The sequence below is a fragment of the Phaeobacter sp. JH20_37 genome (assembly GCF_048056015.1).
GTDB classification, from domain to species: Bacteria; Pseudomonadota; Alphaproteobacteria; order Rhodobacterales; family Rhodobacteraceae; genus Phaeobacter; species Phaeobacter bryozoorum.
Map to the genome: position 1 here is coordinate 1050063 of NZ_JAYMWW010000013.1, position 13404 is coordinate 1063466.

Here is a 13404-nt window from a genome sequence, read left to right on the forward strand (position 1 = left end):
ATCTTAACTGAAGACGCTCATTCGAAGCTGACTTGTCAAAGCCGGACCTGCATAGGCCCGGCTTCTTTGGTTCAGTGGGGTAAGGGACAGTTATTCTACCCCTGTAAGCTCTCCATTGGCGATCTGCTCGCGCTCGATCGATTCAAACAGAGCCTTGAAGTTCCCCTCGCCGAAACCATCGTCGCCCTTGCGCTGAATGAATTCAAAGAAGATCGGCCCGATCACGGTCTTGGAGAAGATCTGTAGCAGGATCTTGGTTTCGCCCCCGTCAACGACCCCTTCGCCGTCGATCAGGATGCCGTGTTTCTGCATCCGGTCCAGAGGCTCGTCATGACCGACGACACGATCATGGCTCATCTCGTAATAGCTCGCGGGCGGCGCCGGCATGAAGGTGATCCCGCGTTCGGAGATTTCGTCGGTCGCCCCATAGATGTCCTCGGTCCCGACAGCAATGTGCTGGATACCTTCACCGTTGTATTTCTTCAGATAGGACACGATCTGCCCGGTTTCGCCACGATCTTCGTTGATCGGAATGCGGATCCGGCCACAGGGGGAGGTCAGCGCGCGGCTCAACAGGCCGGTGAACTTGCCCTCGATATCAAAGAAGCGGATTTCCTTGAAGTTGAACAGTTCACCGTAGAACTTGAACCACTTGTCCATATTGCCCTTGTAGACATTGTGCGTCAGGTGATCGAGGTAGTAGAAGCCGACGCCGCGTGGTTTGGACTGCTTCAGCCACTCGAACTCTTCGTTATAGGGCGAGGTGTCATAGTACTGGTCGATGAAGTAGATCAGAGAGCCGCCGATCCCCTTGATCGCGGGCACATCCATGGTCTTGTCGTCGCCCTCATAGGCTTCGGCGCCTTTGGACAGGGCATGTTCGAACGCTTTTTGCGCGTCAACCACCCGCCAGCCCATCGAAGGTGCGCAGGGACCATGCTCGGCCACGAATTTCTCGGCAAAGCTACCGGCCTCGGCATTCAGGATATAGGTGATATCGCCCTGCTGCCACAGCTCCACGCCGGGCTTTGCCTTATGATGACCAACCAGCTCATAGCCCATGCGCGTAAACAGATCGCGCAGCTCCTGAGGCTCGGGGTGAGCGAACTCGACAAATTCAAAACCATCGGTGCCGGCCGGGTTTTCGGCGCTGATGACGGACTTCGGGGCATTATGCGGGAATGGACCCATGCGGCTTCCTCCAGATCGGGAATGGTGTAGCTGCATCCAGAATACCGCAATTCCGATGCTTGTTTTGCGCATAGTTTAGGTTACACCTAGGACCAGATGCGCAGAACGCGCATTCATCTAGTGATTTACGTGAAAGTTCCGCACATGTTGGACGCAACCGATCAGAAACTGCTGGCAGCCTTGCAGAAGGATGCCCATCTTACCGCGCAGCAGCTGGGAGAATTGCTGAATCTCTCTGCCAGTCAGGCGGGGCGACGCAGGCAGCGACTGGAGGCCGATGGCTATATCCGCAGCTACGAGGCGCGGCTTGATCCTGACAAGTTGGGGTTGAGCGTACAGGGGTTTGTTCAGGTTCATCTGGAGAGCCACGGACCCGAACAATCTGAGCGATTTTCCCGGTTGGTCAGATCGCGCCCGGAAATCACCTCCGCCTGGACGATGACGGGCGAAGCGGACTATTTACTTAGGGTATTTTGCACTGATCTGGCCGCCCTGAATCGACTTTTGCATGAAATTTTACTGCCACATCCCACTGTTGCGCGGGTCCAAAGTCAGATCGTCATGGCACAATTAAAAAGCGATGGCCCCCTGCCAACTTAAGGTTCCGTGAACACTCGTGCGATATACAAACACGGTACAGACTCAGAGATTGGATAGAGACCGTGTCCTTTGTAGATCGTCGCATTGAAAGCCGCCCCTCCCGCGGAGAAGCCCCATTTGGGCTGAACGAAGTATTTTTCTCGCGCACTGACAGCCGCGGGGTCATTCTTGCCGGTAACTATGTATTTCGAAGGGTGTCCAATTACGACTGGGAAGAGCTGCTGGGCGCGCCGCATCGCACCATTCGCCACCCGGACATGCCCAAGGGCGTGTTTCAACTGTTCTGGGACACGATCAAAAGCGGCCAGACCATGGGCGCCTACGTCAAAAACAAATCGAAGGATGGCCTGTATTACTGGGTCTATGCGGTTGTCGTGCCCTGCGGCGATGGCTATCTGTCGGCCCGCCTCAAACCCAGCAGCAAGATCTTTGACAACGTGCGCGCCCTATATACCAAGCTGTTGGCTGCTGAAAAAGACGAAGGTCTGTCGCCAGAGGAAAGCGCCGAACGGCTGAAGAGCTGGATCGTCGAACATGGTTACGAAAACTACCGCCAATTCGCCACAAAAGCGATGAGCGAAGAACTAATCGCACGAGACATCGGGCTGGAGAACGAGCCGGATCAGATGATCGTCGATCTGTGCAAGATGCTGGCCAACGCCAAGACGCTTGTTGCGGAAACCGAAGGTCTGATCAAAGATTTCGACGCCATGCACACGATCCCGCATAACCTGCGGGTCATCGCGTCGCGCATTGAGCCGTCAGGCGGTCCGGTCACCGTGCTCTCGCAGAACTACGGTGCTATGTCGCGCGAGATGTCGGATTGGTTCGCGGCCCATGTAATGGGGAAAGACAGCAATTTTGCGGTGATTGAAACCGCCGTCGATGATTCACTGTTTGTCGAATGTATGGTTCGCGTTCTGAAGGAATGCGACATCCAGCTTCAGAAAGAGCGGCGCAGCCTTGGCGATGTCGACATGCAGGGCGAGCGTGAGGTACTGGCCGAACTGGTGGCTGCGCAGCTTGAGCGCGCGGGCAAAGGACTGGATCAGGTGGACCGCGAGGCCTCGCGTATCATGCATGCCTGTCAGGTCATGCACCGACATTTTCTTGGCCTCAGCTCAACCCGTGTCCTGTGTAAGATTGAAAGCGCCCGCCTGCCGGAATCGGGCGAGACACTTGCCGATATCATCGACCAGCTCGGCGTGTTTCAGGAACGTATTTCCCATCGCCTGGAACGTATCGCCAAATTGAGCAATGAAATCCGCTCGCTGGAACGCTGAGACTGACCAAGCTGTTATGCGGCTCATTCTTTCGCATGGCGCTTTCGCGCGCCTGACCGGGGGCGCTCCTTGCTGTGGAGCGCCTCCGGGGTTCGTTGATCCCTCCGCATTTTGACATCCACGGCCGTGTCCCCGCCCGCTCTCATGATCGGTGGTATGAAAGGCCGACCGGCGGCAACGCTCCGCTATCGGGACGGCGGCATGTTAGACGTTGCCAACACGCCCTACGCTTGCGATATCAAAGCCTATGGACGCATTTCTTTATCAGGCGACAATTTATCTAGCAGCCGCTGTAATTGCGGTTCCGATCGCGGCGCGGTTGGGCCTCGGTTCCGTGCTTGGCTATCTGGCGGCCGGGATCATCATCGGACCGGTTTTTGGCTTCGTCGGAAGCGAAGCAGAAGACCTGCGGCATTTCGCCGAATTCGGCGTTGTCATGATGCTGTTCCTGATCGGATTGGAGCTTGAGCCGCGCGCGCTCTGGGCAATGCGGAACAAACTGCTTGGCCTTGGGGGATTACAGATCCTTCTCAGCACCGTGGCCCTGATGGGCGCGGCCATGCTGGCGGGGGAGACCTGGCAGGTCAGCCTGGCCGTTGGTCTGGCGCTCTCGCTCTCGTCAACTGCGATCGTCTTGCAGACCCTCTCGGAGAAAGGCCTGATGCGTACCGGTGGCGGGCGGGCGACATTCTCGGTGCTGCTGACACAGGATATCGCGGTCATCCCGATTCTTGCACTGCTGCCCCTGCTCGCTGCCCAGCATGGCGCTCAGATCATTGGCGATGGATCCATTGCGCGCAGCGCCGAGGAAGCCCATGCGGCCTCCGGCCACGCAACGCTTTCTCTGGTCGAAGGGCTGCCCGGCTGGGCCGTGACGCTGGTCACCATTGGCGCGATTGCGTCCATTGTGCTGGCCGGTGTCTATCTTGCCCGCCCGGTCTTCCGCTTCATCCACGCATCGAATCTACGGGAGATGTACACCGCCCTGGCGCTGATGATCGTCGTCGGCATTTCCTTCCTGATGACGCTGGTTGGTCTCTCGCCTGCGCTTGGCGCCTTTCTGGCCGGGGTTGTTCTGGCCAACAGCGAATTTCGCCATGAACTCGAAAGCGATCTCAACCCTTTCAAAGGGCTGCTGCTGGGGCTGTTCTTCATCACGGTCGGGGCTGGCATCAACTACCGCCTGTTCCTGGCCGAGCCGGGCGATCTGATCGGCCTTGCGCTTCTCGTCATCCTTGCAAAAGGCATAGTGCTTTATTTTGTCGGCAAGGCCTTCGGCCTGAAGAAACGAAATCACTGGCTGTTTACGCTGGGCCTTGCACAGGCGGGGGAGTTTGGCTTTGTCCTGCTGGCATTTTCGCGGCAGCTCAATGTCTTGCCGCCCGAGCTGTCGGAAAAGCTGCTTCTGGTGATTGCATTGTCGATGCTGATCACCCCGCTTCTGTTCATCCTCTATGACGTGCTGTCGAAATACAGCAAGGACAACCCCAAGGAACAGGCCGCCGACGAAATCGACGAAGAAGGTCCCGTCATCATAGCCGGGATTGGCCGCTTTGGTCAGATTGTCAATCGTCTGGTGCGCGCCAGCGGGTTCAACACGGTTGTGCTCGATAGCAATATGGCCTCGGTACAGCTGATGCGCCGGTTCGGGGTCAAGAGCTTCCTCGGCGATCCGACCCGGCCAGAGCTGCTAAAAGCCGCGGGGATTGCCAAGGCCAAGGTTCTGGTTGTCGCACTGGATGATCGCGAGGCCGCGCTGAGGCTGGTCGCCCATGCCCGTCGCGGCCATCCGGAGCTGCATATCGTTGCGCGCGCCTTCGACCGCAACCACGTGTTTGAGCTCTATAAGGCGGGGGCGAATGATATCGTCCGCGAGATGTTCGACAGCTCGCTTCGCGCGGGGCGCTACGTTCTGGAGCAGATCGGCCTAAGCGAATATGAGGCCGCACAGGCTGAACAGACCTTTTATGCGCATGACCGCCATACTGTGCGGGAACTGGCTAGCCTCTGGATCCCGGGCACGCCGGCCAGTGAAAACCCAGCCTACATCGCCCGCGCCCGCGAGTTGGAAAAAGATCTGGAAACAGCCCTACTGGAGCTTGCCGAAGCCAAGAAGTCCACTGACCAGAAGTCAGCCTGAGCGCCGATCCTGCGCCGTCGCGCCCTGGCCTAGCTGACGGAGACGCCCGCCTCTTCAAATGTCGCCATACCGCTGTGGCAGGCAACGGCGGCCCGCAGGACCTGGATCGCCAAAGCCGCACCCGATCCCTCGCCAAGGCGCAGGTCAAGCGAGAGAAACGGCGGCTTGCCCAGGTGGGTCAACAGCGCGGCATGGGCGCTTTCGGCGCTCTGGTGACCCGCGACCGCATGATCCAGCGCCGCCGGATGGGTCCGCATCAGGCACGCCGCGGCGGCACAGCAGATAAAGCCATCAAGAATAACCGGGATACGCATCATGCGGGCCGCAGTCATCGCCCCGGCCATGGCTGCAATCTCACGCCCGCCCAAACGGCGCAGCGCCTCGACACCGTCGGTGATGGCTGGGCCATGCAAGGCCACTCCTTCGGCCACGACCCGGGTTTTGTTGGCAAGCCCGGTATCATCAATACCGGTCCCCCGGCCGGTCCAATCCGCAGCGTCGCCGCCAAACAGCGCGCAGGCCAGCGCTGCGGCGGGGGTCGTATTGCCGATGCCCATTTCGCCGACAACAAGCAAATCCGCAGCCGGATCCACCGACTTCCACCCGGTCTGAAGCGCGCTGAGCAGCTCGACGCTGTCCATGGCGGCGCCTTTGGTAAAATCCTGAGTCGGTTTTTCAAGATCAAGGCTGTGAACATCTAGCCGGGCGCCTGCCAGCTTGGCCAGCTGATTGATCGCCGCGCCGCCGTGTTTGAAGTTCGCGACCATCTGCGCTGTCACTTCACTGGGAAAGGCAGACACCCCCTGCTCCACAATCCCGTGGTTACCGGCAAAGACGATCACCTGCGGCGCGCGGATCACCGGGCGCTCGCTTCCGCGCCAGCTGCCGTACCAGATTGCCAGATCCTCAAGCCGCCCCAGCGAACCAGGCGGTTTGGTCAGTTGACTGTTGCGCTCGGCGGCAGCGGTCTCAGCCTGTTCGTCCACCCCCGGGGCCTGCGCAAGCTGTGCACGAAAGTGATCAAGCGAAAAGAGCGGTGACAGCATTGAAAGCCTCATTGCATCGAAGGGGTCGTCGCAGGTAAAGCGGATCATCCGTATGTACCCGTTCATCTTGACACCGCAAGCCCTCTATGAGGCCCGCAAATGCGAAAAAACGACATATCTGGCATAGATTTTCTACTCGTGTTGATCTTGTTGACACGTTTGCCGATGCCAAAGTTGCAAAAACAACAGTTTGCGCGCCATGCGCACGCGGTCTGGGCCTTCCCCTTTGCCGGGGTTGCCGTTGCGTTACCTGCCTGCATTCTGTCGATGATGGCGCTGGCCTTCGGGCTCAGCCCGATGGTCGCGGCGGGGATTGCGCTGCTGACGCAGACGGTGCTGACCGGGGCGATGCATGAGGATGGGCTGGCCGATACAGCTGATGGGTTCTGGGGTGGCTTCACGCGGGAGCGGCGGCTGGAGATCATGAAGGACAGCCATATCGGCACCTATGGCGTTCTGGCCCTGATCCTGAGCGTTGGCCTGCGCTGGATGGCGTACGCCAGCATTCTGACGGCGGCCGCCCCCTGGGCCCTGCTGCCTGTTGCAATGCTGAGCCGGGCCATGATGCCACTGGTGATGGCCGCGCTTGCGAATGCACGCGGCTCGGGTCTGTCATCCTCCGTCGGCCGACCGCCTTGGCGTGCCTGCGGGCTGGGGCTGGCGATTGCGGGTCTGGTAGCGCTGCTGATACTGGGCTGGTCAGGCTGGGGCGTATTGCTGGCCATGCTTGCCGCGACAGCCGTGATCGCGGCAACCGCGCGTACCAAGATTCGCGGACAAACTGGGGATGTGCTGGGGGCGACGCAACAGCTGAGCGAGCTTTCCGGGTTGCTGGTCCTTGCGGCGGCGCTTGGCTGAACAGCCACGCCTGGTTCCGGTCACTCCACCCCGCTGGTGCGGATTTTCAGCTGCCCGCCGCAATGTTTACAATGCACCGCGTCGATATCGTGGCGCGTCAATCCGCATTGGCTGCAGGTGTAGCGCACCCGCTGGGGGTTAAAAATCGCCTGAGCCAGCCGCACGAACAAAGTCACCCCCACAACCATGGCAAAAACCGAAAATGTCTTGCCAGCTGGTGTGGCCATGGTGATGTCGCCGAAGCCGGTCGTGGTCAGTGTCGCCACGGTAAAATACAGCGCGTCAATGTAAGGATAATCGCTGCCGGATGTATCCATGAAGAACACCAGAGCCGTCATCGAGGTTGCGAAGACAAAGATGAAGAGGTTGATCCCCGCGATGATTGCATCTTCATGGCGGCGGAAAAACCGGCTGTCGCGCCGCAGGTCCTGTAGCAGATGATAGGAGTGGATCAGCCGCAGCCCTCGTAGGATACGTAGGAAAGCCAGCCCTCCCGGCAGGATCGTCTCCAGCAGCAGTGAGATCAGCACCACAATGTCGGCCAGCGTATAGATGCGCCAGAGCAGTTTGCGGCGGTTGCCGCTGATCCAGAACCGCGCCGCCAGATCCAAAGCGATGACGACACCGGCCATCCAGCTCAGCCCGATCAGCCAGGGACCATGGGGAATATGGGCCGTCGACATGAAAAATAGAATTGTAACCGCATCAAATCCGATCAGCCCGTAGCGAAACCGGACCGACGCGCTGTCGGTCCCGCGATAGAGATCGGTCAGGCGAGTCTTTAGGTCCGTCATGGTGTTCTCTGCTCGTTTTTTGGGTCTTGGCTCGATGTGTCACACACGAACGCCGTCACGATCCACATGTCAGCGCCTAAAGCATAGCGCAAAAACGAAAAAGGCCACGCCCTGGAGCGCGGCCTAGGTTTCTTTGTTCGTATATCCGATGGATCGGACCCTGCGGCGATCAGATCTGGATCAGGCCGCGCGGGAGGTCAGCACCTCGTCCACCTGCTTGGCGGCGGAGATTTCGTCACCACCTGAAACCGCCGCAACCTCGCGCGTCAGACGCTCAAGTGCCGCTTCATAGAGCTGACGCTCGGAATAGCTTTGTTCACGCTGGTCATCGGTGCGGTGCAGGTCACGGACCACTTCAGCAATGGAGATCAGGTCACCGGAATTGATCTTCTGCTCATACTCCTGGGCGCGACGCGACCACATGGCGCGTTTGACTTTCGCCTTGCCTTTGAGCGTGGTCATGGCTTTGGCGATCACATCGGGGGAGCTGAGCGACCGCATGCCGATTTCGGTGGCTTTATTGGTCGGCACCCGCAGTGTCATCTTGTCCTTCTCAAAGGTGATCACAAACAGTTCCAGCGTGAAGCCGGCCACTTCCTGCTCTTCGATCGAGATGATCTGGCCAACGCCATGGGCAGGGTACACAACATAGTCGTCAGGGCGGAATTCAGGCTTCTTCGATTTAGTCATACAGGTCTTTCCTCGCTCTGTGCCGACCTTCGGGTCGGCTGGGCTGCCACACATCCACGCGCGCGGTGATCCGAATACCCGCACCCACAGAAATGCCGCAGAAAAACCGCCATAGGACCCGTGCGTCGCAGGGCGCACAGTCAAGGCGGACATCCGTGGTTGGTCATTTACTGAAAGAGTATATCATATTTTCTGCCCCACAAAAAGGCAGCGCTCCGTGAAACATCATGGTCCCAATGGATCCAGACCCGAAAAATGCCATAAAACGGCGGGTCTCCGGTGCGGCCCGTTCCCGGACCGCGCAGTCTTGCAAAGGTGAGTCGCGAAGCAACCAGCCAGCTGGAGCCGCAGACACCTGCTGTTATCAGCCGCCTTCGCCGGGAGCTTCGGAGAAGTACTTCTCCAACTTGCCTTCTTCTCCGTCGCGTTCCTCTGCATCTGGCAGCGGATCTTTCTTGGAGACGATGACTGGCCACATTTCGGAGTATTTCCGATTGAACTCAACCCATTTGTCCATATCCGGCTCGGTATCCGGGCGGATCGCATCGGCGGGGCATTCCGGTTCGCAGACGCCGCAGTCGATACATTCATCCGGGTGAATCACCAGGGTATTCTCGCCCTCGTAGAAACAATCGACCGGACAGACTTCGACGCAGTCGGTGTATTTGCAGGCGATGCAGTTATCCGTAACGACATAAGTCATGGTGGCCGAGTCCCGTAGCTGTTTGGCTTGTAGCTAATTCACCCGAGCGCCGGCTTCAAGATGTCAAAACGCGCCATCCCGGCGACTAAGATCAAGCGCCCTGCGCTCTTTCTTATCCGGGCGACCTTTTCCTTCGTAGCGCGGATTACGCGGCACGGGGTCCTGTTTTTCGGTCAAATCAAAGTACAGCGCCTGTGCCTCTGGAGCAGGTCCGCGCCGTGTTCCAAGTGCTTCGACCCGGACGGTCCGGATGATGCGCCCTTGAGGGAAGGTCAGAACGTCCCCAAGAGAGACGTTCTGAGCCGGTTTTGCAATCTTGTTGCCATTGAGACGGAGATGGCCCGCGCTGACCATCTTTGCGGACAGGCTACGGGTCTTGAAGAACCGCGCCTGCCACAACCATTTGTCGATCCTGATCTTTTCAGCGACCTGCGTCATCCATGGCACCAGCAGCCGATCAATCGGATTGTTTCAGTCCCATCAGCGCCGCTGCAAAGGGATTGTCGGGATCAATCTGCTTTTCCTTCTTCGGCGGGCGGGCCGAATAGGTTTTGCTGCCCTGATCCTGACGGCCACCCTTCTTGCCGGGTTTGCCATCGCGGCCAGGCTTGCCGCCACGTGGTTTGCCCTTGCCGCGCGCAGCGTCGCCGCCACGCTTTGCACCGCTCTCGCCAGCGTCCTGACCGCGACGGCCACCGCCGCGGTGGCCGCCCGTCTTCCGGGCGCGCCCCCAGGTGAAGGTGTAGAACACCTCCATCTCCAGCTCGTCGACATTGGCATCGGCAGCTTCGCCAACCGGGGTCTCGATCTCGGCGGTCTCGGGGATCGGATCAACAACTGCCGGGTCGGCCATGGTTTCTGCAACCGGTGCCACCCCTGCGTCCTCAATCGCCGCAACATCACCCGGAACATCGGCTGGCGCATCAGGATCAGCGGCAACTGTTTCCGTGACGGCAGCGGTATCGGTCTCATCCGGGGCGGCGGCAGGCGTGTTTTCGACCTGTTGCGCCGCGTCCATCACCGGGATGTCCGCATCAGGCGTGCTGGTTTCGGTGACCACGGTGTCAACCGCCTTGGCCTTGACCCGCTCGCCCTTGTCGGCCTGATAGCCAAGCCCCTGCATCAAATCTGCAAACTGCTCCAGCGTCATGCCGGTGATCGACAGCATGTCGGCCTTGGCCTCGAACCCGCCACGGCTGTCTTCGGCGCGCAGCATGTCTGCAAGACGTTCGAGCATGTCGATACGGATCATGCGTTCGCCCGCGTTGCGATACCCGCACATGGTATCATAGCCCTGCGGAGCATCCTTGATCACAGGAACGGTCACCAGACCGGCAGGCGGTGCATCGGGGAATTCGCCAAGACCCTCGGACAGAGCCCAGAGCACCAGCCGCAGGCGGGTCGGCGCCGGCTTCAAAAGCAGCGGCATGAAGATGGTGAACTGGCCAAAGCGGATGCCATGTTTGCGCAGCGCGCCACGCGCATCCTGGTCCAGATCTTTCACTTCCTGCGCGACACTGCCGCGCGGCAGCAGACCCAGACCCTCGACCATGCGGAAGGCAAAGCCACGGGCCAGGCCGGTCAGCTCCTCGTCGCGCTGCAGGTTGAGCAGCGGCTCAAACAGCGCGTTGATCTTGCGTGAGATGAAATGTTGCAGGCGGCGTTCGACCTTCTGGGCCACATCTGGGCCCGCAGTATCGTCGACAAACACCTCGATGCGCGGATTCAGCGGGTCAGCGCCGGCCACCAATTTGCCAACAGCATATTCACCCCACATCAGGCCGCCCTGATCGGTAAAATCAATTTCGGTATCCGGCGCGTTGTAAAAACGGTCAGCCCGGAGATGGAAATGCGGTGCGAGTGCTTGCAGGGAGGCGGATTTCAACGCCTTTGCCTCGGCGCCTTGTGCGCCCTTGTCCGGCGAGAACCGGAACCCTTCAAGACGACCAACGAATTCACCTTCGACGGTCACTTCACCCTTATCATTCACTTCGGCCAAAAGGGCCTCCTTCTGTTTGAGCCGGCGCAAAAGCACGGATGTGCGCCGGTCCACAAATCGCTGAGTCAGACGTTCGTGCAAGGCGTCCGACAATCTGTCTTCTACAGCGCGCGTCTCCCCGCGCCAATGACTTTCATCACGGACCCAGCCGTTCCTTTGTGCGACATAGGTCCATGTTCGTATAAAGGCCAAACGTTTCGACAATGCGTCAATGTCGCCATCAACCCGATCAATCCGTTTGACCTGCCGCGCCAGCCAGTCGTCCGGGACAACGCCTGAGTCGTGCAAATACTGGAACAAAACGCCCAAGAGCCCCGAATGTTCCGATTGCGAGATACCGCGAAAATCCGGGATGCGACAGATATCCCAGAGCAATCGCACCGAGGGCGCGTTGGTTGTGCGCGCCAGAATTTCATCCTGCTGGGACAACGATTTCAAGGCGATAAGATCGTCCGCTTCGCGGGCGCGGATCAGGTTCTGATCGTCAGGCGCTGATTCGAGAGAGCGGATCAGTGCCTCTACCGTGCCGAATTGCAGCGCCGAGGAACGCCAGTTCAATTTCTTCAACGGCGTGAACCGGTGTTCCATGATCGCCTGCGCGACGCCATCCTCCAGCGGCGGGGCATCGCCGGTAACCCCAAAGCTGCCGTGACTCATCCCGCGCCCTGCCCGCCCCGCGATCTGGGCCAGTTCATTCGGGGCCAATTGCCGCATCCGGCGACCGTCAAATTTGCTGAGCGAAGAAAAGGCGACGTGATCGATATCCAGATTGAGACCCATGCCGATGGCATCGGTCGCGACCAGATAGTCCACCTCGCCATTCTGGTAGAGCTCGACCTGGGCGTTGCGGGTCCGGGGGCTGAGCGCGCCCATCACAACGGCTGCCCCGCCCTTCTGTCGGCGCAACAGTTCGGCGATGGCATAGACATTGTCGATGGAGAACCCGACGATAGCGGTGCGCGCAGGCATCCGGCTGAGCTTCTTGGATCCGGCATAGACCAGATCCGAAAGCCGTTCGCGGCGCATAAACTGCACGCCCGGAACCAACGCAGCAATCGGCCCGCGCATGGTGTCAGCGCCAAGAAACAGCGTCTCATGAGTGCCACGCGCCCTTAGCAGACGGTCGGTAAAGACATGGCCCCGTTCCGGGTCGGCGCAGAGCTGGATTTCATCCACCGCAAGGAAATCGCAGCCCATCCCCTCGGGCATCGCCTCAACAGTGCAGATCCAGTATTGTGCGCGCGGCGGCACGATACGCTCTTCACCGGTGATAAGTGCCACCACCGACGGGCCACGGGCGGCGACGACCTTGTCATAGACCTCGCGCGCCAGAAGCCGCAACGGGAATCCCATGACACCCGTGCGATGCCCCAGCATACGTTCAATCGCATAGTGCGTCTTGCCGGTATTGGTCGGCCCCAAAACCGCCAGGACCCGGGCGCTCCCGGAACTCTGCGTGCCTGTCATGATATTGCCCTCAACGCCCGAACCGAGCTCAACTGTCCGCCCTAAAGCTCTTTGCCCTCGACTTCGGTCTTCAGCCGGTCGAGCGCGCTGGTTATCGCCTCGTGGTGCGGATGTATAGCCTGCGCCCTTTTATAGGCCTCATAGGCGTTTTGCGGGTCATTGAACTGTTCGAACATCGCCCCCAGCGCAAAAATCGCATTGTAGTCGTTGGGGTTCAGCATCAGCGTCTGCTCCAGATCGGCCACGGCAGGGCCATAGAGGCCCGCGGTGAAATACGCCCGTGCGCGCTCGTACCAGCCCATGGCAAATTCTGGCGCATGATCGGTCAGCGCAGTCAGATGCTCGATGGCAATCCGGGTATCGCCGCGGTCCAGCGCATCCTTGCCACGTTTCAAAAGCAGGTCCATCGCAGGCGAGCCGCTACTGTTCCAGAGCGCCTGCAGGGATCTGTCCAGACCGATGGCTTCCTGCGGGTCCGCATCGGACAAAGCGGCCAGCAGGTCCGCCTCGCCCTGAACCTCCTGAGCGTGACCTTGCAAAGGCACGGAAAACAGGACTGTCAAAGACGTTGCCGCCACGATAGCTTTGAGATTGGAGAATTTTGCAACCATGATGGGTTAAGTGTAACCGCGC

General features: G+C 59.5%; 12 protein-coding genes. 4 read left to right on the forward strand and 8 right to left on the reverse strand.

Annotated features, from left to right (window positions below; genetic code table 11):
• Positions 1–90: 90 nt before the first annotated feature.
• The gene (hppD, locus tag VWZ87_RS09850; RefSeq protein WP_340544789.1) at positions 91–1191 is read right to left on the reverse strand and encodes a 4-hydroxyphenylpyruvate dioxygenase; all 1101 of its coding nucleotides are present in this window, start codon (positions 1189–1191) and stop codon (positions 91–93) included.
• Between the two features lie 144 nt (positions 1192–1335).
• Here hppD and VWZ87_RS09855 point away from each other — a divergent pair, with 144 nt between their 5' ends.
• The 3 genes from VWZ87_RS09855 to VWZ87_RS09865 all read left to right on the forward strand — a co-directional run bounded on the left by VWZ87_RS09855 (position 1336) and on the right by VWZ87_RS09865 (position 5214).
• Positions 1336–1791, forward strand: a complete 456-nt coding sequence (locus VWZ87_RS09855) for an Lrp/AsnC family transcriptional regulator (protein WP_340544788.1) — start codon at positions 1336–1338, stop codon at positions 1789–1791.
• A gap of 62 nt (positions 1792–1853) precedes the next feature.
• A complete protein-coding gene (locus tag VWZ87_RS09860; protein WP_416534731.1) occupies positions 1854–3074 on the forward strand; it encodes a PAS domain-containing protein in 1221 nt (406 codons plus the stop codon).
• 247 nt (positions 3075–3321) lie between these two features.
• Positions 3322–5214, forward strand: coding sequence for a monovalent cation:proton antiporter-2 (CPA2) family protein (locus VWZ87_RS09865; RefSeq protein WP_416534730.1), 1893 nt, complete (start codon positions 3322–3324; stop codon positions 5212–5214).
• Positions 5215–5243: 29 nt separating this feature from the next.
• On the opposite strand, the gene cobT is transcribed toward VWZ87_RS09865, so the two are convergent.
• Positions 5244–6260, reverse strand: a complete 1017-nt coding sequence (cobT, locus tag VWZ87_RS09870) for a nicotinate-nucleotide--dimethylbenzimidazole phosphoribosyltransferase (RefSeq protein WP_340544785.1) — start codon at positions 6258–6260, stop codon at positions 5244–5246.
• 99 nt (positions 6261–6359) lie between these two features.
• On the opposite strand from cobT, the gene VWZ87_RS09875 reads away from it, so the two are divergent.
• Positions 6360–7118 (forward strand): adenosylcobinamide-GDP ribazoletransferase, encoded by a 759-nt coding sequence (locus VWZ87_RS09875; RefSeq protein ID WP_416534729.1) that lies wholly within the window; start codon positions 6360–6362, stop codon positions 7116–7118.
• A gap of 20 nt (positions 7119–7138) precedes the next feature.
• Here the strand turns inward: VWZ87_RS09875 and VWZ87_RS09880 are convergent, their stop codons facing one another.
• The 6 genes from VWZ87_RS09880 to VWZ87_RS09905 form a co-directional block, all read right to left on the reverse strand.
• Complete coding sequence (locus VWZ87_RS09880) at positions 7139–7912, reverse strand: ion channel (protein WP_416534728.1); 774 nt, start codon at positions 7910–7912, stop codon at positions 7139–7141.
• 180 nt (positions 7913–8092) lie between these two features.
• Positions 8093–8602, reverse strand: a complete 510-nt coding sequence (locus VWZ87_RS09885; RefSeq protein ID WP_340544782.1) for a CarD family transcriptional regulator — start codon at positions 8600–8602, stop codon at positions 8093–8095.
• Between the two features lie 364 nt (positions 8603–8966).
• A complete protein-coding gene (gene fdxA, locus VWZ87_RS09890) occupies positions 8967–9305 on the reverse strand; it encodes a ferredoxin FdxA (protein WP_008559821.1) in 339 nt (112 codons plus the stop codon).
• A gap of 63 nt (positions 9306–9368) precedes the next feature.
• Complete coding sequence (locus VWZ87_RS09895) at positions 9369–9743, reverse strand: RNA-binding S4 domain-containing protein (protein ID WP_416534727.1); 375 nt, start codon at positions 9741–9743, stop codon at positions 9369–9371.
• A gap of 19 nt (positions 9744–9762) precedes the next feature.
• The gene (locus tag VWZ87_RS09900) at positions 9763–12771 is read right to left on the reverse strand and encodes a helicase-related protein (protein WP_416534726.1); all 3009 of its coding nucleotides are present in this window, start codon (positions 12769–12771) and stop codon (positions 9763–9765) included.
• Positions 12772–12812: 41 nt separating this feature from the next.
• Positions 12813–13382, reverse strand: coding sequence for a tetratricopeptide repeat protein (locus VWZ87_RS09905; RefSeq protein ID WP_416534725.1), 570 nt, complete (start codon positions 13380–13382; stop codon positions 12813–12815).
• Between the last annotated feature and the right edge of the window lie 22 nt (positions 13383–13404).